The organism is Pseudomonas sp. (genome assembly GCF_035497915.1).
In the GTDB taxonomy this organism is placed as follows: Bacteria; Pseudomonadota; Gammaproteobacteria; order Pseudomonadales; family Pseudomonadaceae; genus Serpens.
Genome location: NZ_DATJCS010000016.1, coordinates 13,027 through 38,604, shown reverse-complemented (window position 1 = coordinate 38,604; position 25,578 = coordinate 13,027). Strand labels below are relative to the sequence as shown.

General features: G+C 67.5%; 19 protein-coding genes, 1 tRNA gene and 2 pseudogenes. 7 read left to right on the top strand and 15 right to left on the bottom strand.

What is annotated here, in order from left to right:
- Positions 1-253 precede the first annotated feature (253 nt).
- Both VL129_RS05810 and VL129_RS05805 read right to left on the bottom strand, forming a co-directional pair.
- Entirely contained in the window at positions 254-1,153 is a 900-nt protein-coding gene (locus VL129_RS05810; protein ID WP_325411019.1) for an alpha/beta hydrolase, read from the bottom strand.
- 34 nt (positions 1,154-1,187) lie between these two features.
- A complete protein-coding gene (locus VL129_RS05805; protein WP_325411017.1) occupies positions 1,188-2,084 on the bottom strand; it encodes an AEC family transporter in 897 nt (298 codons plus the stop codon).
- A gap of 193 nt (positions 2,085-2,277) precedes the next feature.
- Between VL129_RS05805 and VL129_RS05800 the strand changes: the two genes are divergently transcribed.
- Positions 2,278-2,910 carry a TetR family transcriptional regulator gene (locus tag VL129_RS05800; RefSeq protein WP_325411015.1) on the top strand — a complete coding sequence of 211 codons (633 nt, stop codon included), beginning with the start codon at positions 2,278-2,280 and terminating at the stop codon, positions 2,908-2,910.
- A 195-nt stretch (positions 2,911-3,105) separates the two neighbouring features.
- Here VL129_RS05800 and VL129_RS05795 read toward each other — a convergent pair whose 3' ends face one another.
- From VL129_RS05795 to azu, 3 genes are all read right to left on the bottom strand, one after another.
- Entirely contained in the window at positions 3,106-4,176 is a 1,071-nt protein-coding gene (locus VL129_RS05795; RefSeq protein ID WP_325411013.1) for a fatty acid desaturase family protein, read from the bottom strand.
- 27 nt (positions 4,177-4,203) lie between these two features.
- Positions 4,204-5,289: a flavin reductase family protein gene (locus tag VL129_RS05790; protein ID WP_325411011.1), complete on the bottom strand. Its 1,086-nt coding sequence runs from the start codon at positions 5,287-5,289 to the stop codon at positions 4,204-4,206.
- Positions 5,290-5,808: 519 nt separating this feature from the next.
- Positions 5,809-6,258 (bottom strand): azurin, encoded by a 450-nt coding sequence (gene azu, locus VL129_RS05785; protein ID WP_325411009.1) that lies wholly within the window; start codon positions 6,256-6,258, stop codon positions 5,809-5,811.
- Between the two features lie 310 nt (positions 6,259-6,568).
- On the opposite strand from azu, the gene VL129_RS05780 reads away from it, so the two are divergent.
- A complete protein-coding gene (locus VL129_RS05780) occupies positions 6,569-7,582 on the top strand; it encodes a DUF5924 family protein (RefSeq protein ID WP_325411007.1) in 1,014 nt (337 codons plus the stop codon).
- Positions 7,583-7,701: 119 nt separating this feature from the next.
- On the opposite strand, the gene VL129_RS05775 is transcribed toward VL129_RS05780, so the two are convergent.
- The 9 genes from VL129_RS05775 to rnr form a co-directional block, all read right to left on the bottom strand.
- Positions 7,702-9,999: a YgiQ family radical SAM protein gene (locus VL129_RS05775; RefSeq protein ID WP_325411005.1), complete on the bottom strand. Its 2,298-nt coding sequence runs from the start codon at positions 9,997-9,999 to the stop codon at positions 7,702-7,704.
- 213 nt (positions 10,000-10,212) lie between these two features.
- On the bottom strand, positions 10,213-11,289 hold the full coding sequence (gene alr, locus VL129_RS05770) for an alanine racemase (protein ID WP_325411003.1): 1,077 nt from the start codon (positions 11,287-11,289) through the stop codon (positions 10,213-10,215).
- Positions 11,290-11,421: 132 nt separating this feature from the next.
- Positions 11,422-12,819 (bottom strand): replicative DNA helicase, encoded by a 1,398-nt coding sequence (dnaB, locus tag VL129_RS05765; protein ID WP_325411001.1) that lies wholly within the window; start codon positions 12,817-12,819, stop codon positions 11,422-11,424.
- Between the two features lie 112 nt (positions 12,820-12,931).
- Entirely contained in the window at positions 12,932-13,378 is a 447-nt protein-coding gene (gene rplI / locus VL129_RS05760) for a 50S ribosomal protein L9 (protein WP_325410999.1), read from the bottom strand.
- Between the two features lie 21 nt (positions 13,379-13,399).
- Positions 13,400-14,284, bottom strand: coding sequence for a YybS family protein (locus tag VL129_RS05755; protein ID WP_325410997.1), 885 nt, complete (start codon positions 14,282-14,284; stop codon positions 13,400-13,402).
- A 37-nt stretch (positions 14,285-14,321) separates the two neighbouring features.
- The gene (rpsR, locus tag VL129_RS05750) at positions 14,322-14,552 is read right to left on the bottom strand and encodes a 30S ribosomal protein S18 (RefSeq protein ID WP_003452992.1); all 231 of its coding nucleotides are present in this window, start codon (positions 14,550-14,552) and stop codon (positions 14,322-14,324) included.
- Positions 14,553-14,580: 28 nt separating this feature from the next.
- The gene (rpsF, locus tag VL129_RS05745) at positions 14,581-14,994 is read right to left on the bottom strand and encodes a 30S ribosomal protein S6 (protein WP_325410995.1); all 414 of its coding nucleotides are present in this window, start codon (positions 14,992-14,994) and stop codon (positions 14,581-14,583) included.
- A gap of 172 nt (positions 14,995-15,166) precedes the next feature.
- Entirely contained in the window at positions 15,167-15,913 is a 747-nt protein-coding gene (gene rlmB / locus VL129_RS05740) for a 23S rRNA (guanosine(2251)-2'-O)-methyltransferase RlmB (RefSeq protein ID WP_325410993.1), read from the bottom strand.
- Positions 15,910-18,732 carry a ribonuclease R gene (gene rnr, locus VL129_RS05735; protein WP_325410991.1) on the bottom strand — a complete coding sequence of 941 codons (2,823 nt, stop codon included), beginning with the start codon at positions 18,730-18,732 and terminating at the stop codon, positions 15,910-15,912. The genes rlmB and rnr overlap by 4 nt, the downstream gene beginning before the upstream one ends.
- 199 nt (positions 18,733-18,931) lie before the next feature.
- Here rnr and VL129_RS05730 point away from each other — a divergent pair.
- The 3 genes and pseudogenes from VL129_RS05730 to VL129_RS17270 form a co-directional block, all read left to right on the top strand.
- A tRNA-Leu gene (locus VL129_RS05730) sits at positions 18,932-19,018 on the top strand.
- A gap of 197 nt (positions 19,019-19,215) precedes the next feature.
- Positions 19,216-19,941 (top strand): annotated as a pseudogene (locus tag VL129_RS17140) (type IV pili methyl-accepting chemotaxis transducer N-terminal domain-containing protein); the annotation flags it as partial.
- A gap of 339 nt (positions 19,942-20,280) precedes the next feature.
- A pseudogene (locus VL129_RS17270) lies at positions 20,281-20,796 on the top strand (methyl-accepting chemotaxis protein); the annotation flags it as partial.
- A gap of 51 nt (positions 20,797-20,847) precedes the next feature.
- Here the strand turns inward: VL129_RS17270 and VL129_RS05720 are convergent.
- Positions 20,848-21,171: an ArsR/SmtB family transcription factor gene (locus VL129_RS05720; protein ID WP_325410987.1), complete on the bottom strand. Its 324-nt coding sequence runs from the start codon at positions 21,169-21,171 to the stop codon at positions 20,848-20,850.
- A 143-nt stretch (positions 21,172-21,314) separates the two neighbouring features.
- Between VL129_RS05720 and VL129_RS05715 the strand changes: the two genes are divergently transcribed.
- Both VL129_RS05715 and VL129_RS05710 read left to right on the top strand, forming a co-directional pair.
- Positions 21,315-22,340, top strand: coding sequence for an efflux RND transporter periplasmic adaptor subunit (locus VL129_RS05715; RefSeq protein ID WP_325410985.1), 1,026 nt, complete (start codon positions 21,315-21,317; stop codon positions 22,338-22,340).
- Positions 22,341-22,350: 10 nt separating this feature from the next.
- Positions 22,351-25,575, top strand: coding sequence for an efflux RND transporter permease subunit (locus tag VL129_RS05710; RefSeq protein WP_325410983.1), 3,225 nt, complete (start codon positions 22,351-22,353; stop codon positions 25,573-25,575).
- Positions 25,576-25,578 lie beyond the last annotated feature (3 nt).

Genomic DNA, 25,578 nt, shown 5'->3' with positions numbered 1-25,578 from the left:
GCCGGCCCCACCGGGCCCCGTGCAGCCAGGAAACCTGTAGGGCCGGGTTTATCCCGGCCGAGGGAGGTGGGGACGAAAACCCGGGCGATGACCGCAACACCGGCGGCCGGCGTCAAGCCGGCCCCACCGGGCGCCGTGCAGCCAGGAAATCTGTAGGGCCGGGTTTATCCCGGCCGAGGGAGGTGGGGACGAAACCCCGGGCGGCGGCCGCAACACCGCCGGCCGGCATCAAGCCGGCCCCACAGGATTCGCCTTACAGCCCCGCTTGCGCCAGGCGTCGCGCATGCTCCAGGTACAGCGCCACCGGGTCGATGCCGGGCGCCACCGCGCCAGCCTGCTGGTTGACGATGTCCAGGTGATCGAGCGGGTAGTCGGAGCGGATCACCTGGCCCAGGTGACTGCTGAAGCGCCCGACCATGCCGTCGTTCTGCCCGGCCTCGCGCTGGAAGTGGCGCGCCAGGCGGCGGCACAGCAGATGGGTGGGATCCAGGCGGTTGGCGCCCTGCGCGGTGTCCGGGCCGAGGATGCCGCTCCAGGAGTAGTAGCGCACGCCGTTCACCTGATGCTCGCCCTCCCCGCCCCACTGGGCCGGCAGACCCTGGGGATAACGGGCGTTGAAGGCGGCCACCCCGTCGGTGGACAACTCCTCCAGCGCCTGCAGCGCGTCGCCGGGCAGCAGCAGGCCGGCGGCCTCGCGATCCAGCCCGGCCATCAGCCGCGCCAGCCCTTCGGTGAAGCGCGCCAGCAGGCGCCGACCGCGACTGTCCTCGGGGAAGCGCCGCTTGAGCGAGTCGGCCAGTTCCGAGCCGTGATTGGGACCGGCCACCGAGGTGACCGAGGCCACCCACTCGGGACACACGGCGGCGGCGTAGCGGGCGGTCAGCGCGCCCTGGCTGTGGCCGAGCAGGTTGAGCTTGTCCGCCCCGCTGACGCGGCGGATCTCGGCCAGGCGCTCGAGCAGCTGCTCGCCGCGCGGCTCATTGCCATGCACGGCGGAGATGCGCGCCAGATGCACGTCCACCCCGGCGCGGCGCAGCGCGCTGTCGATGCCGTACCAGTAGGGATAACCAAGCAGGTGGCCGAAGCCGAGCAGGCCGTGCACCAGCACCAGGGGATAACGCGGCGCCTGGGCATCGCCATCGGAGTTGTTCATGCGGGCCTCCATTGCCGTTGCAGGCCGGCAAGTATCACATGCGCAGCAGACTCAGCCACAGCGGCAGGCCGATGGCGCCGAGCAGCGTGGAGAGGAACACCGTGGCGCTGACCGTGCGGCTGTCCTCGGGCTTGCGCACGAAGCCCAGCACGTTCACCCCGCTCGGACAGGCGGCGAGCACCACCAGCACGGCGCGCGCGGCGTCCGGCAGGCCCAGGGCGCCGGCGAGCAGATAGACCAGCGCCGGAAAGGCCACCAGCTTGACCAGGGTCAGCGCCCAGGAGGTCGGATCAGGCATCAGGCGAAAGCGCGACAGGCTCAGGCCCAGCACCAGCAACGCGCAGGGCAGGCCCGCGCCGGCCAGCCAGTCGGCCAGTCGCCACAGCGGCGCCGGCAACGCCAGGCCGGAAATGTTCAGCAGGGCGCCGAGCAGCAGGCCGACAATCAGCGGATTGGCCAGATTGCCCAGCAGGCTGCTCAGGCGCACCTTCTCGCCGGTGCCGAACGCCGCATACAGGCTCTGCACACTGAACAGCAGCAGGCTGTGGAACACCAGGATGGCGAACACATAGACCATGCTCGGCGCGCCCAGCACCGAAGCCACCATGGGAATGCCGATCAGCACGTTGTTGGAATAGGCGGCGGCCAGGCCCAGCGGCGTGGCGCGCCCGTGACGCCGGTGGGCCAGCAGGCTGACCAGGGCAAACAGGCCCAGCGCCGGCAGGAAATAGGCCAGCAGCAGATGCGGCGACAGGCCTTCGGCCAGATCGGCACGGGCGATGCCGGTGAACAGCACCAGCGGCATGAACAGCTTGAAGGTCAGCGTCGACAGGCCGTTGGCGGCCTCCGGGGTCAGCCATTGCCGGCGGCCGATCCAGTAGCCCAGCAGAATCAACAGAAAAATTGGCAGAATCGCCTGCACCGCCGCCATCGCACCTCTCCAAATGCCGGGCGTCTGACGCGCCCGCAGAATGGCGCCGGCCCATGCAAGGGGTACGCCAGTCCGTCTTGGGGGACGCCGGGCAGCGACCGATGGTCGGTCTGGTTCGGCCGTCAAAGCGGCCACGCAAGGCGGGGCATTTGTTAGAGTGCAACCCCTGCGCCCAATGGAAGAACGCCAGCCCATGACCCGTGCCGAACAGAAACTGCAGACCCGCCAGGCCCTGATGGACGCCGCCCGCCAGTTGATGGAGAGCGGTCGTGGCTTCGGCAGCCTGAGCCTGCGCGAAGTGGCGCGCCACGCGGGCATCGTGCCTACCGGCTTCTACCGGCACTTCACCGACATGGACGCGCTGGGCCTGGCGCTGGTGGCCGAGGTGGGCGAGACCTTCCGCGCCACGCTGCGCGCGGTGCGCCAGAACGAGTTCGAGCATCAGGGACTGATCGAGGCCAGCACGCGCATCTTCCTCGACGCGGTGAGCGCCAACCACGGGCAGTTCCTGTTCCTGGCCCGCGAGCAGTACGGCGGTTCGCAGCTAGTGCGTCAGGCCATCGCCGCGCTGCGCCAGCGCATCACCGACGACCTGGCCGCCGACCTCAAGCTGATGAACCGCATGCCGCACCTGGATGCCGACGCCGTCGACGTGGTCGCCGACCTGGTGGTGAAGACGGTGTTCGCCACCCTGCCGGAACTCATCGACCCGCCGGCCGACACCCTGCCTGCGCACTTGCAGCCGGAAGCCAAGATCACCCAGCAGCTGCGCTTCATCATGATCGGCGGCAAGCACTGGCAGGGGCTGGGGCGCAAGGCGGAGTAACGGGCTGCGACCGGGCTGAGCGGCGTAGGGTGGTCAACGCTTTCCTTGGCCACCAGCGCGCCGGCACGGCGCGCCTCGCGGCGCGTCGGTGGCTCGATGAAGCGCGAACCACCCTACGTCTGTGGGAGCGGCTTCAGCCGCGATGCCCCGCACCCATCGTGGCTGAAGCCGCTCCTACAAAAGAGCGTCCAACGCCTACACCGCCTGCGGCTTGCGATACACCCAGATGCGCCGGAACACCGTGGCAATCTGCCGGCTCATGCGCCCGGTGTTGTATTCCTGGCCGTAGCGCGCGGCGATCTTCCTGACTTCACAAGCCATTTCCGCGTAGCGGCGCGCCGGCACGTCCGGGTACAGGTGATGCTCGATCTGGTGGCTGAGGTTGCCGGTGAGGATGTGGAACAGCGGGCCGCCCTCCAGGTTGCTGGAACCACGCAGCTGGCGCAGGTACCAGTGGCCACGGCTCTCGTTCTCCAGCACCTCGGCCGGAAACACCGCGGCCTTCTCGGTGAAGTGCCCGCAGAAGATCACCGCGAAGGTCCACAGGTTGCGCAGCAGGTTGGCCACCAGATTGCCGGCCAGCACCGCCAGGGCGTTGGCGCCGATCAGCAGGGCCAGCAGCGGGAAGAACAGGTAGTCCTTGGCCCACTGGCGGGCGATCTTGCCGTTCATTTGGCGCAGCAGCGGACGCACCTCATCCTTGCTGAGGCGCCCCTTGAAGTACTTGTCGAGCTTCACGTGCTGCACCGCCACGGCGTACTGGAACAGCAGCGCCTGCAGGGTCGCCCACAGCACCTGGCGGCGGTAGAACGGCTTCCAGCGCTGCTCGGGGAACAGGCGCAGCAGGCCGTAGCCGATGTCGTCGTCCTTGCCGATCACGTTGGTGTAGGTGTGGTGCAGGTGGTTGTGGGTGTGCCGCCAGAAGTCGGCCGGGCCGGCGATGTCCCACTCGTAGCGCTGGCCGTTGAGCTCCGGATCGTTCATCCAGTCGTACTGGCCGTGCATCACGTTGTGGCCCAGCTCCATGTTTTCCAGGATCTTGCCCAGGCCCAGCAGCAGGGTGCCGAGCAGCCAGGTCGGCGGGAACCAGCCGAACATCAGCAGCATGCGGCCAGCGGTGCAGCACAGGCGCACGGCGGCGCGGATGCGGCGGATGTAGCGGGCATCGGCCTCGCCCAGGTCGTTCAGGGTGCGCTCGCGCAGGGCGTCGAGCTCGGCGCCGAACGCATCCAGTTCGGCGGGGGTCAGTTCACGGTCGGTACGCATGGGAGTCTCGAAGAAGGAAGAAGCGGCTTACAGGTCGATACGCACATCGCCCAGCGGCGCGCTGACGCAGATGCGGATCGGCTGGCCGGGCTCGCTGATTTCGCGGCCACTGCGCAGGTCGCGCACGCGGCCTTCCAGCAGCTGGCAGGTGCATTCGGTGCAGACGCCCTGGCGGCAACCGTGCCTGGGCCTGAGGCCCTGCGCCTCGGCCTGCTCCAGCAGCGGGCGCTGGTCGTCGCCCTCGACACGCAGGCCGGAACGGGCGAATTCCAGGCGTACCGGTTGACCGCCCGTGGATGCCGGGGCCGGCGGCGGACTGAAGGCTTCCCATTGCGCCGTACCGGCGCGCGGTTCGGCGTGCCACAGGGTCAGCGCCTCCTGCACGAAGCCGTGCGGGCCGCAGGCCAGCAGCGAATGCGCCGGCCGCTCGCGCAGGTGCTCGGCACACAGGCGGCCCTGCAGCTCGCCCTCCCCGGCCGGCTCGCCGGTGATCAGCCACTGCACGCGCAGATTGGGGTGGCGCGCCATCAGCGCCTCCAGTTCGGGCACGAAGGCGCGCTGCTCGCGTTGACGCACCGAGTGCAACAGCCAGACGGGCTGCTGCCAGCCGTTGCCCAGCGCTTCGCGCAGCAGGCCGTACAGGGCGGTAATGCCGCTGCCGGCGGCCAGCAGCAGCACGCCGGATGCGGCGTCCCGAGGCCACGCCAGCTCACCGCTCGGCGTGCCCAGTTCCAGCACATCGCCGGGCAGGATGTTGTCGATCAGGGTCTCGGCGAAACGACCGCCGGGCTGGCGCTTGATGGCCAGTTCCAGCATGCGCCCGCGCACGGCGGTCAGGCTGTAGCAGCGCGCCAGGCGCACGCCATTGCGCTCGCCATACATCAGCACCGCCTGGCCGGGCCGCGCGCCGCGCCAGTTGCGGTTGGCCTTCAGGCGCAACGCCAGCATGTCGGCGGCCACCCAGCGCAGGGAATACACGCGGGCGAAGGTGCGGTTGAGGCGCCAGTCGGCACGCACGGCAGCGAGCCAGGCGTCGACGCCGGCTTCGCGCAGCCAGTCATGGGCGACCAGCAGACGCAACCAGCCGAGGGGGAAAGGAACGAAAGGAAGCATGCCAGATCCATTGAGTGAACAAGCGTGCACAAACTGCCAGAGGCGACGGCTTGAGTCAACGCTCGTTCACTGGGAAGGGCAGGCGCGCGCCCGTCCGGCAAAGCTGATTGAGATCAAAGTAATGGCACCGCTCGTGCATGAAGATGCCCGTGCCATGGAATTGGCACCCGCAGCCAGCCCGTCAACCCCATCCGCCTGACGGGCTGGTTGCCTCTCGTTGCGCAAAAAACCGGCAACCCCGGCCAGGCCGCGCAGCGCGCTGGCCCCCCCCACTTTTCCGTGCGCTACCCACAGACTTATCCACAGCTTCTGGGGAAAAGCGTCGTTCCGGCCCACCTGCGACATATTGCGCCAAGCGCTTGTTAAACGGACATTTTTTGTCCTGGGCAAAAAGCGTTCAGGCCGCTGCAAGCCGCGCCAGTCGTGACTTCGCGCACGCTTCCCGGCAGTTATGCACAGGAACGCCCACAGAATCTCTGGACAACCGTTGCCCGTTCAGGCACAGGCGTCCCGCCCGATTCAATCCACAAGCGTCACCGTGCCCTTCATCGTGGCGAAGTGGCCCGGGAACGAGCAGAAGAACATGTACTGCTGATCGGCCTGCAGTTGCGCCACGTCGAAGGTGACCGAGGTGCTCTCGCCACCACCGATCAGCTTGGTGTGGGCGAGGATGCGCGGGTCGTTCGCCTTCAGGTAGTCGCTCTCCAGCCCGGCGGCGGCGCCTTCGTTGACCACCGGCGTCATGTCGGCCTGGGTGGTCAGCACCCAGTTGTGGCCCATGACGTTCTTCGGCAACTGGCCGGAGTGCGTGAGGTTGACGGTGAACTGCTGGCAGCTCTTGGCGATTTCGACGGCGTTGGTGTTGTAAGTCATCTGGTCGGTGGAATCGATGTCCACGCTGCACTCGGCCGCCCACAGGGGCGCGACGGGCAGGGACAGCAGGGTGACAACGGCGAGTCGACGAAGCATGGCGGTTCTCCGGGTCAGTGGCTGAGGCGGTAGACGCGCGCACCCGTCCGGGGTTCCGCCGCCACGACGAGGCTATCGCCGCCATGCACAGGTTCAACGAGCCAGGGCGCCCGGGGCGGCCTAGCATGGCGACCATACCGAACGGAGGAGTGTCACCATGGGTCTCGACGAACTGCTGCGCAACCTGCTGGCCAGCTATGCCTCGGCGGCTTGCGGCAACGCCCTGTAGCCTGTCCGCAACCTTTTAACGCCGGCGGGGGTCATAACGGCACGACGGCCATCCGGTCGTTGGCTTCGCTTCGTGTGCCGCATGCCCCGCTGGATCGACTCCCTGCACCCGCTGATCGAGCGGGTAACCGCCTTTCTCAAACGCTATCCCGGGCTGGTCGCGCTGTTCGGCTTCGTGTCCGGACTGGCCAGCTTTCTGCTGGTCGATCGCCACGCCGGGCTGGCCAAGGTGATCGCCGTGGTGATGCTGGTCAGCTGGCTGTGGCTGGCCCTGGGCCACACGCTGTACCGCTGGCTGGAGCGGCGCTTCGGCCTGCGCTTGCCGCCGCCGCTGCTGCACTACGCGACGCAGATGATCCACCAGGAGAGTCTGTTCTTCATCCTGCCGTTCTTCTTCATCACCACCAGCTGGAACACCGGCCAGGCGGCGTTCACCGGCGTGCTCGGCCTGGCCGCGCTGGTGTCGATCCTCGACCCGATCTACTACCGGGGCCTGGCGCCGCGCCGCTGGCTGTACCTGGCCTTCCACAGCCTGACGCTGTTCGCCGTGCTGCTCACCGCGCTGCCGATCATCCTGCAATTGGACACCGCGCAGAGCTACCGCTGGGCGCTGGGCATCGCCCTGCTGCTCGCGCTGCCCAGCCTGGCGGCGCTGACCGGAACGGGCTGGCGGCGCTGGCTGCTGGCGCCCCTGCTGCTGGTGGCGCTGGGCGGTGCCGGCTGGCTGGCGCGGCTGTGGGTGCCGCCGGCGACCCTGTGGCTGAACCAGGTCGCCATCGCCCACGAGGTGCGCGAGCGGGCGCCGGCCGAGCGGCTGCGCCGGGTCAGCCTGGAACGCCTGAACGCCGAAGGGCTGTATGCCTACACGGCGATCAACGCGCCGCGCGGGCTCTCGGAGCGCATCCAGCATGTGTGGCGACTGAACGGTCAGGAAGTGGACCGCATCACCCTGTCGATCGAGGGCGGACGCGAGGCCGGCTACCGGGCCTGGACCCACAAGCGCAACTTCCCCGCCGACCCGCGCGGCAAGTGGCAGGTGCAGGTGGTAACCGAGGCCGGTCAGCTGATCGGCATGCTGCGCTTCGTGGTGGAGTGACGGGAGAATGTGCAGGGCCGGCTTTTATGCCGGCCGACAGGGGTGGTCACGGCACCCAGGCAGGGAATCACCTCCGACGGCCGGCATAAAGCCGGCCCCACAGGCTCCGTGCCGGGTCGTTAGCGCGGGGCCACCGGACGCTGCGGCTTGCCGCCCTTGCCACCCTTGCCCGCGCCACCCTTGCCGGCGCGGGCCTGTTCGGCGCGGCGGGCTTCGGCGGCGGCCTTGGCCTGTTCGCGCTTGTCCCAGGCGTTGCCGTCCTGGCTGCGCGGCGGCAAGCCGGTGTGCTGGGTGAGCAGCTTGCCGCCCTGCCCGGCCTTCTTGCTGCCCACCGGCGTGGAATTCTTGCGCCGCGCGCTCTGGTAGCCCGCATCGCCGGCCGACTGGTGGGCCGGGATCAGCTGGTGCTTGGCGGAGCCGATCAGGTCGCCACGCCCCATGCGCAGCAGCGCCTCGCGCAGCAGCGGCCAGTTCTTCGGGTCGTGCCAGCGCAGGAAGGCCTTGTGCAGGCGGCGCTGCTCCTCGCTCTTGACCACCACCACGCCTTCGCTCTTGTAGGTGACCTTGCGCAGCGGGTTCTTGCCGGTGTGATACATGGCGGTGGCCGACGCCATCGGCGACGGGTAGAAGGCCTGCACCTGGTCGGCGCGGAAACCGTTGGCCTTCAGCCACAGCGCCAGGTTCATCATGTCCTCGTCGGTGGTGCCCGGGTGCGCGGCGATGAAGTACGGGATCAGGTACTGCTCCTTGCCGGCCTCCTTCGAGAACTTGTCGAACATTTTCTTGAAGCGGTCGTAGCTGCCGATGCCCGGTTTCATCATCTTGTCGAGCGGGCCGCGCTCGGTGTGTTCCGGGGCAATCTTCAGGTAGCCGCCGACGTGGTGGGTGACCAGCTCCTTGACGTACTCGGGCGACTCGACGGCCAGGTCATAGCGCAGGCCGGAGGCGATGAGGATCTTCTTCACGCCGGGCAGCGCGCGGGCCTTGCGGTACAGCTCGATCAGCGAGCCGTGGTCGGTGTTGAGGTTCTCGCAGATGCCGGGGAACACGCAGGACGGCTTGCGGCAGTGCTTCTCGATGTCGTGGCTCTTGCAGCCCAGGCGGTACATGTTGGCGGTCGGCCCGCCGAGGTCGGAGACCACGCCGGTAAAGCCGCGCACCTTCTTCATTTCCTCGATCTCGTGGAGGATCGATTCGTGCGAGCGGCTCTGGATGATGCGCCCCTCGTGCTCGGTGATCGAGCAGAAGGTACAGCCACCGAAGCAGCCGCGCATGATGTTCACCGAGAAGCGGATCATCTCGTAGGCGGGAATCTTCGCGCCGTTGTAGGCCGGGTGCGGCACGCGCGCGTAGGGCGCGGCGAACACGTAGTCCATTTCCTCGGTGGTCAGCGGAATCGGCGGCGGATTCAGCCAGACGTCCAGGTTCTCGTGCTTCTGCACCAGTGCGCGGGCGTTGCCCGGGTTGGTTTCCAGGTGCAGCACGCGGTTGGCGTGGGCATACAGCGCCGGGTCGTTGCGCACTTTCTCGAACGACGGCAAGCGGATCACCGTGCGGTCGCGGTCATGGCTCGGGTGCGGCAGCAGCACCAGCGGCTTCGCCTCGTTGGGGTCCTCGGCCGGCGGCTGGCCGTTCTCCAGCGCGCAGGCTTCCAGGTCGCGGGTGTTGACGTAGGGGTTGATGATCTTGTCGACGTGACCGGGGCGATCGATGCGCGTGGAGTCGATTTCGAACCAGCCCTCGGGCGTGTCCTTGCGGATGAAGGCGGTGCCGCGCACGTCGGTGATGGCTTCCACCGGCTCGCCGGCGGCCAGGCGATGGGCGACTTCGACGATGGCGCGCTCGGCGTTGCCGTACAGCAGCAGATCGGCGGTGGCGTCCATGAGGATCGAGCGGCGCACCTTGTCCGACCAGTAGTCGTAGTGGGTGATGCGGCGCAGCGAGGCCTCGATGCCGCCAAGCACCACTGGCGTTTCGCTGAAGGCCTCCTTGCAGCGCTGGCTATACACCAGGCTGGCGCGGTCCGGACGCTTGCCGGCCTCGCCGCCGGCGGTGTAGGCGTCGTCGGAGCGCACCTTCCGGTCGGCCGTGTAGCGGTTGATCATCGAGTCCATGTTGCCCGCCGCCACGCCGAAGAACAGGTTCGGCTGGCCGAGCTTCATGAAGTCGTCTTTGCTGCGCCAGTCCGGCTGGCTGATGATGCCGACACGGAAGCCCTGGGCCTCCAGCAGCCGGCCGATGATCGCCATGCCGAACGACGGATGGTCGACGTAGGCGTCGCCGGTGACCACGATGATGTCGCAGCTGTCCCAGCCGAGCCGATCCATCTCTTCCCGGCTCATCGGCAGGAAGGGCGCGGGCCCGAAGCACTCGGCCCAGTATTTGGGGTAGTCGAACAGCGGCTTGACGGCGGTCATGGCGAAACCAGGGGGCAATACAAAAAAGGGCGCGGAATATAGCACAAAAAGTGAACAAGTCCGACAGGGGCGCTCGGGTTTTCCGCAACAGGGACAACCGTAGGAGCGACTGTCGGAGGCGGCTTCAGCCGCGATGCTTTTTGTGGCGGCGATTCAAAGCTCGCGGCTGAAGCCGCTCCTACAGGTGACGCAGGCTTTTTTCGCGAGGCCGGGCTACGGCCGGTATTCGCGACGCACCCGGGCGGTGACCTTGGTGAGCAGCTCGTAGCCGATGGTGCCGGCGGCCTGGGCGACGTCGTCGACCGGCAGCTGGGCGCCCCACAACTCCACCGCGTCGCCGATGCGCGCCAGGGGCAGGTCGGTGACGTCGATGGCCAGCATGTCCATGGACACCCGGCCGGCCAGCGGCACGCGCTGGCCGCGCACCACCACCGGCGTGCCGGACGGCGCGTGGCGCGGATAGCCGTCGGCATAGCCGCAGCTCACCGTGGCGACCCGCGAGGGACGCTGCGCCACCCAGGTGGCGCCATAGCCGACCCCTTCGCCGGCCGGCACCTCGTGCAGGGCGATGATCTGCGCGGTCAGGCTCATGGCCGGCTTGAGGCCCAGCGCGGCGGCGCTGATTTCGGCGAACGGCGAGGCACCGTAGAGCATGATGCCGGGGCGGATCCAGTCCATGTGCGCCGGGGCGAAGGTCAGCACGGCGGCGGAGTTGGCGAAGCTGCGCTGGTCGAATTCCACATCCTGCAGGTCGACATAGCAGTCCAGCTGCTGGCCGGTGAGCTCATGGCCCTGTTCGTCCGCACAGGCCAGGTGGCTGATCAGGTTGACCTCGGCGACCTGCGGCGCGGCGCGCAGGCGCTCGGCCCAGTGGCGGATCTCGTCGGCGGAAAAGCCCAGACGGTGCATGCCGGAGTCCAGCTTGAGCCAGACGTTCAACTGGCGCTCGCTGCGCAGCATCAGCAGGCGCTCGGCCTGCTCGTGGCCCTGCACCGCCACGTCCAGGTTCAGCGCGGCGGCGCTGCGCCAGTCCTCCTCGTCGAAGCAACCTTCAAGCAGCAGGATGCGCGCCTTGGGCGCGTTGGCGCGCACCACGCGCGCTTCCTCGACGCAGCACACCGCGAAGCCGTCGACCTCCTCGGCCAGCGCCGTCACCACCATGGCCGCGCCGTGACCATAGGCATCGGCCTTGACCACCGCCAGGGCGCGCCGCCCCGGCGCGCAGCGCTTGGCGTGGGCATAGTTGTGACGGATGGCGGCCAGATCGACCGTGGCGACGAGGGGACGCATGGGAAATCCTGTGAAAAGAGAAGAAAACGTGAAACAGCTTACTCCTCGGCACCGGGCTCGCAAGCAGCGAGACGGCATTCACAGCCTCCATAAGCCAAAGGCCGACGTAGTGTCGGCCTTTGGCGGTATGGCTTATTCGTCGTCGTCGAACTGGTAGCTGCCCGGGGCGAGGTTCTCGAAGCGCGAATAGCGGCCGAGGAAGGCCAGGCGCACGGTGCCGATCGGGCCGTTACGCTGCTTGCCGAGGATGATTTCGGCGATGCCCTTGTGCTCGGTTTCCGGGTGATACACCTCGTCCCGGTAGACGAACATGATGATGTCGGCGTCCTGCTCGATGGCCCCGGATTCGCGCAGGTCGGAGTTGACCGGGCGCTTGTTGGGCCGCTGCTCCAGCGAGCGGTTGAGCTGCGAGAGCGCCACCACCGGGCAGTTGAATTCCTTGGCCAGCGCCTTGAGCGAGCGGGAGATTTCCGAGATCTCGTTGACCCGGTTGTCGCCGCTGGAGCCGGGGATGCGCATCAGCTGCAGGTAGTCGACCATGATCAGGCCGATCTCGCCGTGCTCGCGAGCCACCCGGCGGGTACGCGCGCGCATTTCCGAGGGGCTGATACCGGCGGTGTCGTCGATAAACAGCTTGCGGTCGTTGAGCAGGTTGACCGCCGAGGTCAGGCGCGGCCAGTCGTCGTCATCCAGCTTGCCGGTGCGCACCTTGGTCTGATCGATGCGCCCCAGCGAGGCGAGCATACGGATGACGATGGAATCGGCGGGCATTTCCAGCGAGTAGACGAGGATCGCCTTGTCGCTGCGCAGCAGCGCGTTCTCCACCAGGTTCATGGCGAAGGTGGTCTTGCCCATCGACGGACGGCCGGCGACGATCACCAGGTCGGCGGCCTGCAGGCCGCTGGTCTTGTCGTCCAGGTCGGAGAAGCCGGTGGTCAGGCCGGTGATGGCGTCGGTGCTGTTGAACAGCGTGTCGATGCGGTCGATGGCCTTGGCGAGGATGTCGTTGAGGCCCACCGGGCCGCCGGTCTTGGGGCGCTCTTCGGCGATCTCGAAGATCTTGCGCTCGGCCTCGTCGAGAATCTCGTCGCCGTTGCGGCCCTGCGGGGAATAGGCGCTATCCGCAATCTCGCTGCTGACGCTGATCAGTTTGCGCAGCGTGGCCCGCTCGCGAATGATCCCGGCGTAGGCCTTGATGTTGGCCACCGACGGAGTGTTCTTGGCCAGCTCGCCCAGGTAGGCCAGGCCGCCGACCTGGTTCAGGTGGCCTTCCTTGTCCAGCTGTTCGGACACGGTAACCACGTCGAACGGCATGTTGCGCTCGGCCAGCACGTGGACGGCGCGGAAGATCAGCCGGTGGTCATGGCGGTAGAAGTCGCCGTCCGAGACCTGGTCGGCGACCCGTTCCCAGGCGTCGTTGTCCAGCATCAGGCCACCCAGCACGGCCTGCTCGGCCTCGATGGAATGCGGCGGCACCTTGAGGGCCGCGGTTTCCAGGTCGTACTGCTCGGGTAGGCTGATCTCGTTCATGGGTCTCGGCAAGTTTTACTGCGGCAGAAAAACAACAGGCACGTTCCGCTTGAGCGAAACGTGCCTGATGTTACGCGTCCGACCCCCGAAGGGGCCAGACTGTTCGTCGACCTTAGCCGGCGACCACGACCAGACGGACGCTGGCCTCGACGTCGGTGTGCAGGTGCACAGCCACGTCGTATTCGCCAACCAGGCGAATGGTGCCGTTGGGCAGACGCACTTCGCTCTTGGCCACTTCCACGCCGGAGGCGGTCAGGGCGTCGGCGATGTCGGCGGTGCCGATGGAACCGAACAGCTTGCCTTCATCGCCGGCGACGGCGGTGATGGTGACTTCCAGCTCGTTCAGTTGAGCGGCGCGGGCTTCGGCGGCAGCCTTCTTGTCGGCAGCAGCCTTTTCCAGCTCGGCGCGACGGGCTTCGAACGCAGCCACGTTCTCGGCGGTAGCCGGGGTGGCCTTGCCTTGCGGCATCAGGTAGTTACGACCGTAACCGCTACGAACGTTGACCTTGTCGCCCAGGTTGCCCAGGTTGGCAATTTTTTCCAGCAGGATGACTTCCATTTGAGTCTTACCTCTTAACTTTTAACCTTCACCGTTCGCAGGTCCGGAACCCTTGCGGGTCGCGCGACCGCGAAAATCGAACAGACTGTCGACGATGGCGAGCACCATCAGCAACGGATAGACCAGCTGCATGAACAGCACCAGGGTCACGTACAGGCCCACCAGCCAGAAGCGTGCGAGACGCTTGGCGGCGACCAGCCCGTGCACCAGGGCCACCCCGGCGAACACCAGCGGCACACTGCACAGCGGGGCCAGCATGGGCAGGCCCAGGCTCGGCCCCAGCAGCATTCCGGCCACCAGCAGCAAGGCCGGCAGGACCGGCAGGCGCAGCGCGCGGAACTCCTCGCCGAAGCCACCCGGGTTGTACAGCGACGCCTGCCAGTAGCGACCGAGCACCAGGCACAGCAAGGTGACGATCTGCAGCAGTGACGCCATCAATCCGGTCAGCACCGGCACGACCAGTCCCAGCACCTGGGCCTGCTCATCGGCGGAAAGCTGTTCCCAGCCACTGCCCATGAACTGCGGCATGAGCTTGTGCAGCTCGGCGGCCACGGCCTGGATCGGCTCGGCGAACAAACTGCCGAGCACCAGGCCGAACACCACGCCCACCAACACGCTGGCCAGCAGCACCTTCACCCACGACACAGTGGTGCGCAGCACCAGAGCCAGGGCCAGGGCGCCCACCACTACCAGCAGGGTGCGCGGCTCGCCGAACCACCACCAGCCAATGGCCGGCAGCAGCGCCCAGACGAGAATGCCCAGGGCGTCGCTCAGGCCACGGCGCAGCAGCACCAGGCTGCCGGCGGCGGCGCTCAGCCAGAACAGCATCGGCAACAGTGCACCGCCCGCCACCACCAGGATGGCTTGGGTGCGTCCGCGCATGATGAAGTCGGCCAGTGCCCGCATGCTTGTCTATCTCGTGCCTGTCGTCGACGGCGCGGTCTTAGCGACCGTGGCTGTCGGTGTAGGGCAGCAGGGCCAGGTAGCGGGCGCGCTTGATGGCGGTGGCCAGCTGACGCTGGTACTTGGCTTTGGTCCCGGTGATACGGCTCGGAACGATCTTGCCGGTTTCGGAGATGTAGGCCTTCAGGGTGTTGAGATCCTTGAAGTCGATCTCCTTCACGCCTTCGGCGGTGAAACGGCAGAACTTACGACGACGGAAGAAACGTGCCATGGTCTTGGCTCCTCAATAGATCCGGTGATTACTCGTCAGCGTTGTCGCTGTCATTGTCGCTGTCGTCGGAACCCTCTTGGGATTCGACGCGGTCACGACGCTCACGACGCTCGCTGCGGTTTTCTTCGGCCTTGAGCATCTCGGACTGGCCGGTGACGGCTTCGTCGCGACGGATGATCAGGTTGCGGATCACGGCATCGTTGTAGCGGAAGTTGTCTTCCAGCTCGGCCAGCGCCTTGGCGCTGCACTCGACGTTCAACAGGATGTAGTGAGCCTTGTGAACGTTGTCGATGGCGTAGGCCAGCTGACGACGGCCCCAGTCTTCCAGGCGGTGAATCTTGCCACCGTCTTCCTCGATGAGCTTGGTGTAGCGCTCGACCATGCCGCCGACCTGCTCGCTCTGGTCCGGGTGAACCAGGAAGATGATTTCGTAATGACGCATAAATGCTCCTTACGGGTTGTAGCCTGCCGCATGTGCGATCAGGCAAGGAGTGAATGTTTCGTTGTGGCTTGCCCCGCAGGCGAGCGAACGCCTGCCGGCAGGGCAAGGGGCGCCATTCTAGAGAGGGAGTCGGCGCCAGGCAAGGCGCGGCGCCGATTATTCGCTCCGTCGGTCAGACCGGGCGGCGGCGCTGGCGCAGCGCCTCGAACAGGCATACGCCAGTGGCCACCGAGACATTCAGACTGCTGACGCTGCCGGCCATCGGCAGGCGCGCCAGGAAGTCGCAGTGTTCGCGGGTCAGGCGGCGCATGCCCTTGCCCTCGGCGCCCATCACCAGCACGGTCGGGCCGCTGAGATCCAGGTCGTAGAGCTCCTTGTCCGCCTCGCCGGCGGTGCCGACGATCCACAAGCCCTTCTTCTGCAGCTTTTCCAGGGTGCGCGACAGGTTGGTGACCGCGACCAGAGGAATCACTTCGGCAGCCCCGCAGGCCACCTTGCGCACGGTGGCGTTCAGGGTGGCGGACTTGTCCTTGGGCACGATCACCGCCTGCGCGCCGGCGGCGTCTGCGGTACGCAGGCAGGCACCGAGATTGTGCGGATCGGTGACGCCGTCCAGCACCAGCAGCAGCGCCGGGCCTTCGTTGCGCTCGAGCAGCTCGTCGAGCATGTTCTCGCCCCACACCTGACTGGGGCTGACTTCCGCCACCACGCCCTGGTGCACGCCCTCGGCCCACTCGTCCAGCTCACGCCGCTCGCGCTGGCCGACACTGACCCGATGCTGCTCCGCCAGGCTCAGCAACGCCTGGATGCGCGGATCCTGGCGACCCTCGGCCACCCAGAGCTGCTTGACCCGCTTGGGGTGATGGCGCAGCAACGCCTCTACGGCGTGTACACCGTAGACCTTTTCCAGATCACTCATGACTTGGCCCTGGATTTACCGGCGCCGCGCTTGGCCTTGCCGCTCTTGCCCTTGGAATCGCCCTTGCCGGACTTGTCCTTCGCCTTGCCCTTGCCTTTGCCCTTGGCGTCGTCGAGCAGCGCCTTCTTGACCGCACGGCTCTTGCCCACCTCGGCGGCGACCTGCACGTCCAGCTCGGCGGCGGAGAGCACCTGCACCTTGCCGACCACGCGCCGGGACAGCAGCGCCGGCTTCTCGCTCGAACGCCGCCGCGCCGGCACTTCCTCGGGCAGTTCGACCTGGGGTTCGCGCGCCTTGCGATGTCCGAGGATCGCCGGACGTTCCGGCTGGGTCCCCGGCGCCACCTTGCGCTTGCGCGGCAGGGCCTCGGGCTCGGGGTCCGGCCAGTCGAAGGCCGGCTCCTCGTCCAGGTCGCGGATCTTCTTGCGCGCCGGCTTTTCCGGCTCGCTCACGGGCTTGGCGGCCCTGGGTTTTTCGGCCTTGACCGGCGCCGGAGCGACCGCCTTGGCCGGCGACTTGCCCTTGCGCGCCCTGGCGGGCTTGTCCGCCGGCAGCGCCGGCTCGCCGCGCGGGCGCTGCGCCGCCGCTTCGGAGACCAGTTCGAAGTCGATCTTGCGCTCGTCCAGGTCGACCCGCGCCACGCGCACCTGCACGCTGTCGCCCAGGCGGAAGCTGCGTCCGGTGCGCTCGCCGGCCAGGCGATGGTGTACCGGGTCGAAGTGGTAGTAATCGGCGGGCAGGCCGGTGACGTGCACCAGGCCCTCGACATAGATGTCGGTGAGCTCGACGAAGATGCCGAAGCCGGTGACGGCGGTGATGACGCCCGGGAAGGTCTCGCCAACCCGGTCGCGCATGTACTCGCACTTCAGCCAGTTCACCACGTCACGGGTGGCCTCGTCGGCGCGCCGCTCGGTCATCGAGCAATCTTCGCCGAGCCGCTCCAGGTGTTCCTCGTCGTAGGGATAGATGCGCGCCTTGGGCAGCGCCGCGGCACCCACGCGCACGACGTGCTCGCTCTGCCGCTTGGAACGGATCAGGCCCCGGATCGCGCGGTGCACCAGCAGGTCGGGATAGCGGCGAATCGGCGAGGTGAAGTGGGTATAGGCCTCATAGTTGAGGCCGAAGTGACCGACGTTCTCCGGGCTGTACACCGCCTGGCTCAGCGAGCGCAGCATGACCGTCTGGATCAGGTGGAAGTCCGGACGCTCGCGCACTGCGTCGAGCAGGCGCAGGAAATCCTTGGGTGTCGGATCGCCCTTGCCACGGTACAGGGTCAGGCCCATTTCGCCGAGGAAGCCCATGAGCTTCTCCAGCTTGGCTGGCGGCGGACTGTCGTGCACGCGGTACAGCGCCGGGATCTCGTGCTGCTGCAGGAACGCCGCGGTGGCTACGTTGGCGCACAGCATGCACTCCTCGATCAGCTTGTGCGCGTCGTTGCGCTCGGTCGGCCGGATCTCCACGATCTTGCGGTCGGCGCCGAAGACGATGCGGGTTTCCTGGGTCTCGAAATCGATGGCCCCGCGCACGGTGCGCTCCTTGAGCAGCACCTTGAACAGCCGGTACAGCTCTTCGAGGTGCGGCGTCACCTGCGGCAGCTGGCTGCGCAGTTGCGCGGCCTCGGTGCTGTCCGGGCGCTCCAGCAGCTGGCTGACCTTGTTATAGGTGAGTCGCGCGTGGGAGTGGATCACCGCCTCGCAGAAGCGATAGCCGGTCATCTTGCCGGCGGCCGAGAGGTCGACGATGCACACCATCGCCAGGCGATCGACCTGCGGGTTGAGCGAGCACAGCCCGTTGGACAGTACTTCCGGCAGCATCGGCACGACCTGCTCGGGGAAGTACACCGAGTTGCCGCGCTTGGCAGCCTCCTCATCCAGCGCCGAGCCCACCTTCACGTAGTAGGACACGTCGGCGATGGCCACATAGAGGGTCCAGCCACCGCCCGCCACCGGTTCGGCGTACACGGCATCGTCGAAGTCGCGGGCATCCTCGCCGTCGATGGTGACGAACGGCAGATGGCGCAGATCGACACGCTTCTGCTTGTCACGCTCGGCCACCTCGGGACTGAGCTTGGCGGCTTCCTTTTCCACCGCCTCGGGCCAGACGTGGGGAATGCCATAGCTGTGCAGCGCCACCTGGATTTCCATGCCCGGCGCCATGTAGTCGCCGAGCACCTCGGTCACTTCGCCCTGGGCCTGGCGGAAATTGCTCGGCCACTGCTCGATGCGCACCTGCACGAACTGACCATGCTTGGCACCGGCCTGCTTGCCGGGCGCAACCAGCACTTCCTGCTGGATCTTCGGGTTGTCGGCCACCACGCGACCGATGCCGCTCTCTTCGAAGAAGCGGCCGACCAGCACTTCATGGGCGCGCTCGAGAATCTCGGCGATGGCGCCTTCGCGCCGGCCGCGCCGGTCGAAGCCGGCAACGCGCGCCAGCACGCGATCACCGTCGAACACCAAGCGCATCTGCGCCGGGCTGAGGAACAGGTCGTCGCTGCCGTCGTCGGGGATGAGGAAACCGAAGCCATCGCGGTGCCCGCTGACCCGACCACGGATCAGGTCCAGCTTGTCCACCGGGGCATAGGCGCCGCGCCGGGTGTAGACCAGTTGGCCATCGCGCTCCATGGCGCGCAGACGGCGACGCAGCGCTTCGAGCTGCTCTTCGGTGGTCAGACCGAACTCTTCGATCAGTTGCTCGCGGGTCGCCGGGGCGCCACGCTCGTCCAGTCGCATCAGGATCAGTTCACGACTGGGAATGGGGTTATCGTACTTCTCCGCCTCGCGGACGGCCTCGGGATCGAGGGATTGCCAATCGGCCATTAAGAAAAATCACCTTTTCATGAGGGCAAAACGGCCCTGCGTCTATTGAAGCGCGAATCGCGCCCGCACGGCAGCTCTGCCGGACAATTATTTTTGCTGTCAGGGGTTTACAAGGAAAAAGGTGGTCCGTATAGTTCGCGGCCACAACGACAGCGATGCCGTTGTAACACGGAAACGAAGGCAACACATCGTTTCATGTGCCCAGGTGGCGGAATTGGTAGACGCACTAGGTTCAGGTCCTAGCGGTGGCAACACCGTGGAAGTTCGAGTCTTCTCCTGGGCACCAATTCTGAAAACCGAGCCAGCGATGGCTCGGTTTTTTTATGCGCGCGAAAAACCTGGCCGTACGCGTCACCCCGCAGCAAAATGTCGCAGCACCGCCGTAAGCCCTTCTTTTTTCTTAAAGCTTCTTCCGTAAAGGCCGACCCGTTGGTCGACAGGCGACCTCGCAGTCGCCCCTCCCGTTTTTAGTTTGGATATCCCATGAAATTTCTCATCGATACCCTGCTACATCGCCTGGGCCTGAAAACGCTCGGACACCAGTTCCTCTTCTCCTACGCACTGATGTTCCTGCTCGCGCTGCTCAGCTGTGCGGCGTTGTATCTCAGCCTGTCGGTATCCGCCGAAACCATCAACGTGGCCGGCGCCCAGCGCATGCTCAGCCAGAAGATGAGCAAGGAGGCGCTGCTGCTGCACAGCGGCGTCATCGAACGCTCGCTGATGGAGGGCACCATGGCGCAGTTCGAGCGCTCCCATCAGGACCTGCTCAACGGCAATCCCGAGCGCGACATCAGCCGCTTCGACGATCCCGCCATCCAGGCGCAGATGCGCACCGTCGGCGAGCACTGGCAGCGCCTGCGCCAGCAACTGCTCACCGTGCAGCCCAACGGCGCGCTGGATATGGCGCTGCTGCAGCAGCATTCCGTCGCGCTGATCAAGCACATGAACGATGCCGTGGTCATGATGACCCGCCTGGCCGACAGCACCCAGCGCGCGCAACTGGAAATCGCCCTCTTCTGCGTGGCGGCCATTCTCATCCTGGTCCTGGCCGGCAACCAGTTCGGCATGCATCCGCTGATGGGCGCCCTGCGCCAACTGGAACAGGCGCTGGCGCAGGTGGCCGATGGCGACTTCACCCAGCGCATGAACGCCCGCTGGAAGCACGACGAATTCGGCCGCATCGCAGTGGTCTTCAACCGCATGATCGAACAGGTTCGCGAGCTGCTCGACCAGGCCAAACGCGGCAGCCTGCAGTCTCGCGAGCACTTGGGCGAGACCCTGCGCGCCATCCAGGCTTCCGAACAGAACATGGCCCGCCAGCACCAGGAGCTGGATCAGGCCGCCACCGCCCTTACCGAGCTGACCGCCAGCCTCGCCGAAGTGGCCCGGCACACCCAGAGCGCCGCCCAATCGGCGCAAAGCACCGAGCGCAACGGCCAGACCGGGCGCGCCGCGGTGCAGCGCAGCACCGAACTGCTCGGCACGCTGAGCCAGGAGCTGCAACGCACCGGCGAACACATGCGCGAACTGGAAAACGAGACCCAGGCGGTGGGCAAGGTGCTGGAGGTGATCACCGGCATCGCCGAGCAGACCAACCTGTTGGCGCTCAACGCCGCCATCGAGGCCGCCCGCGCCGGCGAGGCCGGACGCGGCTTCGCCGTGGTAGCGGATGAAGTGCGCACTCTGGCCAGCCGCACCCAGCAGTCCACCGGCGAGATTGGCCAGATCATCGAGCGCCTGCAGGGCCGCGCCCGGCGCTCGCTGGAGAGCCTGCGCCACAATGGCGAGCAGGCCAGCGAGAACGTGGCACAGATCGAGCGGGCGCGAGACATCTTCCAGGAGATGCTTCGGGACGTGCAGGCGATCAACGGCAGCAGCCTGCAGATCGCCACGGCCGTGGAACAGCAGAGTCAGGTGGTGCAGGACATCGACCGACGCGTGAACCAGCTCACCGAGCTGGCGCTACAGACCCACCGCGACGCCGAACGCGTGGTGCACAGCAGCGAAGAAATCCGCACCGGCATGCAGGATCTGCACGGCCAGCTGTCGCGCTTTCGCACCTGAACCCTGAACGAAAACCCGAGGCCGCTCTCCCGAGCGGCCTTTTCATTGGCGTCAGACGCCCGGAAACGGCTGATTGCGCTCGTAACGCCGGGCGATGTTGCCGCAGACCAGATCGCACAGCGCATACACGCTGTCGTCGGCGATCCGGTAGTACACCGCCGTGCCCCGCCCTTCCCGCCGCACCAGCCCGTGCTGGCTCAACAGCGACAAGTGTCGCGAGACGTTGGCCGGCGAGCAGCTGCACAGCTGGGCCAATTCACCCACGTTGCGCTCGCCTTCGCGCAGCAGGTTGAGGATCGCCAGGCGCGTGGGCTCGGACAGCGCCCGGAAATAGGCCGCCAGTTGCTCCATCGCCTCGGGAGTGAGGTTTTCCATCGCTGATCACCGCAAGACATTGCACGGGCCGGATGATACGCCATCCCACGCATACCTGCATATTTGCGCAATCAGTTAATTGACTAATTAACCAATCACGCAAATAATGCCGGCCATTCCCGATCATGCAACGGAGTCCCTTCATGTCTACCGCCGGCTTGCGCATCCTCCTCGCTGCCAGCCTGCTGCTTGGCAGCACGGCCTTCGCCCAGACCCTCGAACTGCGCAGCGCCACCGTACAGCGTGGCGCCCAACTCGGCGCCAGCCACCACGAAGGTGTCGTCGAGGCCGTGCGCCAGACGCTGCTAACCGCCCAGGTCGCCGGCGCCGTGCAGGAAATCGCCGTGCAGGCCGGCGATTCGGTACGCGCCGGTCAGGTCCTGCTGCGCCTGGACGCCCGTGCCGCCGAACAGACTGCCAGCGCCAGCGCCGCCCAGGTGCGCGCCGCCCAGGCGGTCGAGCAGGAAGCCGAACGCGAGCTGGCCCGCCAGCGCCAGCTGCTGGAGGCGGACTACATCAGCCAGGCCGCCTTCGACCGCGCCGAGGCGCGCCACAAGGCCGCGCGCGCCGAAGCCGCCGCGCTGCGCGCCGCGGCCGACGCCTCGCGTACCCAGTCCGACTTCTATGTACTGCGCGCGCCCTATGACGGTGTGGTCTCGGCCATCCCGGTCAGCCTCGGCGACATGGCCATGCCCGGCCGCCCGCTGCTGACGCTGTACGATCCCTCTGCGCTGCGCGTCAGCGTGCAGGTGCCGCAGGCGGTTGCCGCCGTGGCGCCCGCCGACCTGGCCGCCCGCCTGGAACTGGCCGGCCTGGACACCCCGGTGACGCCGCGCCGTGCGCAGTGGCTGCCCAGCGTCGACCCGACCACCCACACCGTGGAACTGCGCCTGGAACTGCCCGCCGATCTGCGCAACGTGCTGCCCGGCACCTTCGCCCGCGCCCGCCTGAACCTGGCCGGCGGTGACGACCGGCTGTACATCCCGCGCACAGCCGTGCTGCGCCGCGCCGAACTGACCGCCGTCTACGTGCTGGACGCCCAGCAGCGCCCGCGCCTGCGCCAGGTTCGCCTGGGCCCGCAGCAGGGCGACCAGGTGGAAGTGCTCACCGGCCTCGCCGCCGGCGAACGGGTGGCGCTCGATCCCCTCGCCGCCGGCCAACTGAAGTAAGGACACCGACATGAATCCGCGCTTGGGCGTCTCCGGACGCATCGCCGCCTACTTCCAGACCGCGCAGATCACCCCGCTGCTGGCGCTGCTCGCCCTGCTCGTCGGGCTGTTCGCCGTGCTGGTCACGCCGCGCGAGGAAGAACCGCAGATCAACGTCACCATGGCCAACGTGATCATCCCGTTCCCCGGCGCCAGCGTGCGCGACGTGGAACAGATGGTCGCGGTGCCGGCCGAGCAGGTGCTGGCGCAGATCGCCGACGTCGAACACGTGATGTCGGTGTCGCGCCCCGGCATGGCGATGGTCACCGTGCAATTCGAGGTCGGCGTGCCGCGCACCGAAGCACTGGTGCGCCTGCACGATACCCTGCGAGCCAACACCGACTGGCTGCCGCGCGAACTGGGCGTCGGCGAGCCGCTGATCAAGCCCAAGGGCATCGATGACGTGCCGATCGTCACCCTGACCCTGTTCAGCCGCGATGCCGCCACCGGCGCGCTGGACCTGCAGCACGTCGCCCACAGCCTGGAAGCCGAGCTCAAGCGCGTGCCCGGCACCCGCGAGGTGCGCAGCCACGGCGGGCCCGGTCGCGCGGTACGCGTCGAGCTGGACCCGGCGCGCATGGCCGCCGCCGGGGTGACCGTCGGCGACCTGCGCATGGCGCTGCAGTCGGCCAACGCCGGCCTGCCGGTGGGCGAGCTGCTGGGCGGCAACCGCAGCGTGCAGCTGGAAGCCGGTGGCTTCCTGGAAAACGCCGCCGAGGTGGGCGAACTGCTGGTCGGCGTGCGCGACGGCAAGCCGGTGCAGCTCAAGGATGTGGCACGCGTCGAGGACGGCGCCCTGCCGGCCAGCCAGTACGTCTGGCATGGCCTGCCGAGCCGCGCGCCCGGCGGCGCCGGCGAGTTCCCGGCGATCACCCTGAGCGTGACCAAGAAGCCCGGCGAAAACGCCATCGACGTCGCCTCCGCGGTGCTGGCGCGGGTCGCCGAGCTGCGCAACAGCCTGATCCCGGACAGCGTCGAGCTGGCCGAAACCCGCAACTACGGCGCCACCGCCGACCAGAAGGCCCGCCAGCTGATCCAGAAGCTGCTGTTCGCCACTCTCTCCGTGGTGGTGCTGGTGTTCCTCGCCCTGGGCCGCCGCGAGGCGCTGATCGTCGGCAGCGCGGTGATCCTTACCCTGACCGTCACCCTGTTCGCCTCCTGGGCCTGGGGCTTCACCCTCAACCGGGTGTCGTTGTTCGCGCTGATCTTCTCCATCGGCATCCTGGTCGACGACGCCATCGTGGTGGTGGAGAACATCCACCGTCACCAGGCGCTGCACCCGGGCAAGACGCTGCGCGAGCTGATTCCCGGCGCGGTGGACGAAGTGGGCGGACCGACCATCCTGGCCACCCTGACGGTGATCGCCGCACTGCTGCCGATGGCCTTCGTCAGCGGCCTGATGGGCCCGTACATGAGCCCGATCCCGATCAACGCCAGCATGGGTATGCTGCTGTCGCTGGCCATCGCCTTCACCGTCACGCCCTGGCTGGCGCGGCTGTGGATGAAGCCGCTGGCCGCCCACGCCCATGACGGCGGGCTGTCCGGCAAGCTGGCGCCACTCTTCGAAGGCATCTTCCGCCCGCTGCTGGATGAACGCCGTGGCCGGCGCAACCGCGCGCTACTCGGCGCCGGGGTGGGGCTGCTGATCGCCATCTCCCTGGCGCTGCCCGCCGCCGGCCTGGTGGTGCTGAAGATGCTGCCGTTCGACAACAAGTCCGAGCTGCAGGTGGTGGTCGACATGCCGGCGGGTACGCCGCTGGAGGGCACCGCCGCCGTGCTGCGCGAGCTGGGTACCTACCTGGCCGAACAGCCCGAGGTGCTCGATTACCAGGCCTATGCCGGCACGGCCGCGCCGATCAACTTCAACGGCCTGGTGCGCCAGTACGATCTGCGCGTCGGCGGCGAAGTGGGCGATCTGCTGGTCAACCTGGTGGCCAAGGGCGACCGCGACGAGCAGAGCCACGCCATCGCCACCCGTCTGCGTCCGGACCTGCAGGCCATCGGCAAGCGCCACGGCGCCAACCTCAAGGTGGTGGAAGTGCCGCCGGGGCCGCCGGTGCTGTCGCCGATCGTCGCGGAAATCTATGGCCCGGACGCCGAAGGTCGCCGCCAGGTGGCGGGTCAGGTGCGCGCGCTGTTCGAGCGCACCGATTACGTGGTGGATGTGGACGACACCGCCATCGCCGACGCGCCGCGCACCCTGCTGCTGGTCGACCGGCGCAAGGCCGCGCTGCTCGGCGTGGCGCAGCGCGACATCGTCGCCACCCTGCGCGCCGGCCTGGCCGGCGAGGCCGCTACCTACCTGCACGACGCCAGCAAGTACCCGGTCCCGGCCGTGCTGCAGCTGCCCGCCGAGCAGCACGGTTCGCTGGACGCGCTGCTGCAACTGACGGTACGCGGTGCGGCCGGCCAGCTGGTGCCGATCCGCGAATTGGTGACCCTCAGCGACAGCCTGCGCGAGCAGCCGATCTACCACAAGGATCTGCTGCCGGTGCACTACGTCACCGGCGACATGGCCGGGCGCGTGGACAGCCCGCTGTATGGCATGTTCGGCATGCGCGGCGAACTGCAACAGCTGCAGCTGCCTGGCGGCGGCCAGCTGGAGGAGTACTTCATCAGCCAGCCGTCCGACCCGTGGCGCGGCTACAGCCTGAAGTGGGACGGCGAATGGCAGATCACCTACGAGACCTTCCGTGACATGGGCGCTGCCTATGCGGTCGGCCTGATCCTCATCTACCTGCTGGTGGTGGCGCAGTTCGGCTCCTACCTGACGCCGCTGATCATCATGGCGCCGATCCCGCTGACCATCATCGGCGTGATGCCCGGCCATGCCCTGCTCGGCGCCCAGTTCACCGCCACCAGCATGATCGGCATGATCGCCCTGGCCGGCATCATCGTGCGCAACTCCATCCTGCTGGTGGACTTCATCCACCTGCAGCAGGCCGCCGGCGTGCCGCTGCCCGAGGCGGTGGTGCGCTCGGCCATCACCCGTGCCCAGCCGATCGTGCTGACCGGGCTGGCGGCCATGCTCGGCGCCTTCTTCATCCTCGACGACCCGATCTTCAACGGTCTGGCCATCGCGCTGATCTTCGGCATCCTGGTTTCCACGGTGCTCACCCTGGTGGTGATCCCGTTGCTCTACTTCGCCGCCTACCACCGTAGCGGCGAAGCCTCCCAACCCGCACAAGGAGTCTGACCC

What these genes read in the sequence shown, in the direction of transcription:
- VL129_RS05810 (WP_325411019.1), bottom strand. Translation starts at nt 1,153, where the DNA reads ATGAACAACTCCGATGGCGATGCCCAGGCGCCGCGTTATCCCCTGGTG.
- VL129_RS05805 (WP_325411017.1), bottom strand. Translation starts at nt 2,084, where the DNA reads ATGGCGGCGGTGCAGGCGATTCTGCCAATTTTTCTGTTGATTCTGCTG.
- VL129_RS05800 (WP_325411015.1), top strand. Translation starts at nt 2,278, where the DNA reads ATGACCCGTGCCGAACAGAAACTGCAGACCCGCCAGGCCCTGATGGAC.
- VL129_RS05795 (WP_325411013.1), bottom strand. Translation starts at nt 4,176, where the DNA reads ATGCGTACCGACCGTGAACTGACCCCCGCCGAACTGGATGCGTTCGGC.
- VL129_RS05790 (WP_325411011.1), bottom strand. Translation starts at nt 5,289, where the DNA reads ATGCTTCCTTTCGTTCCTTTCCCCCTCGGCTGGTTGCGTCTGCTGGTC.
- azu (WP_325411009.1), bottom strand. Translation starts at nt 6,258, where the DNA reads ATGCTTCGTCGACTCGCCGTTGTCACCCTGCTGTCCCTGCCCGTCGCG.
- VL129_RS05780 (WP_325411007.1), top strand. Translation starts at nt 6,569, where the DNA reads ATGCCCCGCTGGATCGACTCCCTGCACCCGCTGATCGAGCGGGTAACC.
- VL129_RS05775 (WP_325411005.1), bottom strand. Translation starts at nt 9,999, where the DNA reads ATGACCGCCGTCAAGCCGCTGTTCGACTACCCCAAATACTGGGCCGAG.
- alr (WP_325411003.1), bottom strand. Translation starts at nt 11,289, where the DNA reads ATGCGTCCCCTCGTCGCCACGGTCGATCTGGCCGCCATCCGTCACAAC.
- dnaB (WP_325411001.1), bottom strand. Translation starts at nt 12,819, where the DNA reads ATGAACGAGATCAGCCTACCCGAGCAGTACGACCTGGAAACCGCGGCC.
- rplI (WP_325410999.1), bottom strand. Translation starts at nt 13,378, where the DNA reads ATGGAAGTCATCCTGCTGGAAAAAATTGCCAACCTGGGCAACCTGGGC.
- VL129_RS05755 (WP_325410997.1), bottom strand. Translation starts at nt 14,284, where the DNA reads ATGCGGGCACTGGCCGACTTCATCATGCGCGGACGCACCCAAGCCATC.
- rpsR (WP_003452992.1), bottom strand. Translation starts at nt 14,552, where the DNA reads ATGGCACGTTTCTTCCGTCGTCGTAAGTTCTGCCGTTTCACCGCCGAA.
- rpsF (WP_325410995.1), bottom strand. Translation starts at nt 14,994, where the DNA reads ATGCGTCATTACGAAATCATCTTCCTGGTTCACCCGGACCAGAGCGAG.
- rlmB (WP_325410993.1), bottom strand. Translation starts at nt 15,913, where the DNA reads ATGAGTGATCTGGAAAAGGTCTACGGTGTACACGCCGTAGAGGCGTTG.
- rnr (WP_325410991.1), bottom strand. Translation starts at nt 18,732, where the DNA reads ATGGCCGATTGGCAATCCCTCGATCCCGAGGCCGTCCGCGAGGCGGAG.
- VL129_RS05720 (WP_325410987.1), bottom strand. Translation starts at nt 21,171, where the DNA reads ATGGAAAACCTCACTCCCGAGGCGATGGAGCAACTGGCGGCCTATTTC.
- VL129_RS05715 (WP_325410985.1), top strand. Translation starts at nt 21,315, where the DNA reads ATGTCTACCGCCGGCTTGCGCATCCTCCTCGCTGCCAGCCTGCTGCTT.
- VL129_RS05710 (WP_325410983.1), top strand. Translation starts at nt 22,351, where the DNA reads ATGAATCCGCGCTTGGGCGTCTCCGGACGCATCGCCGCCTACTTCCAG.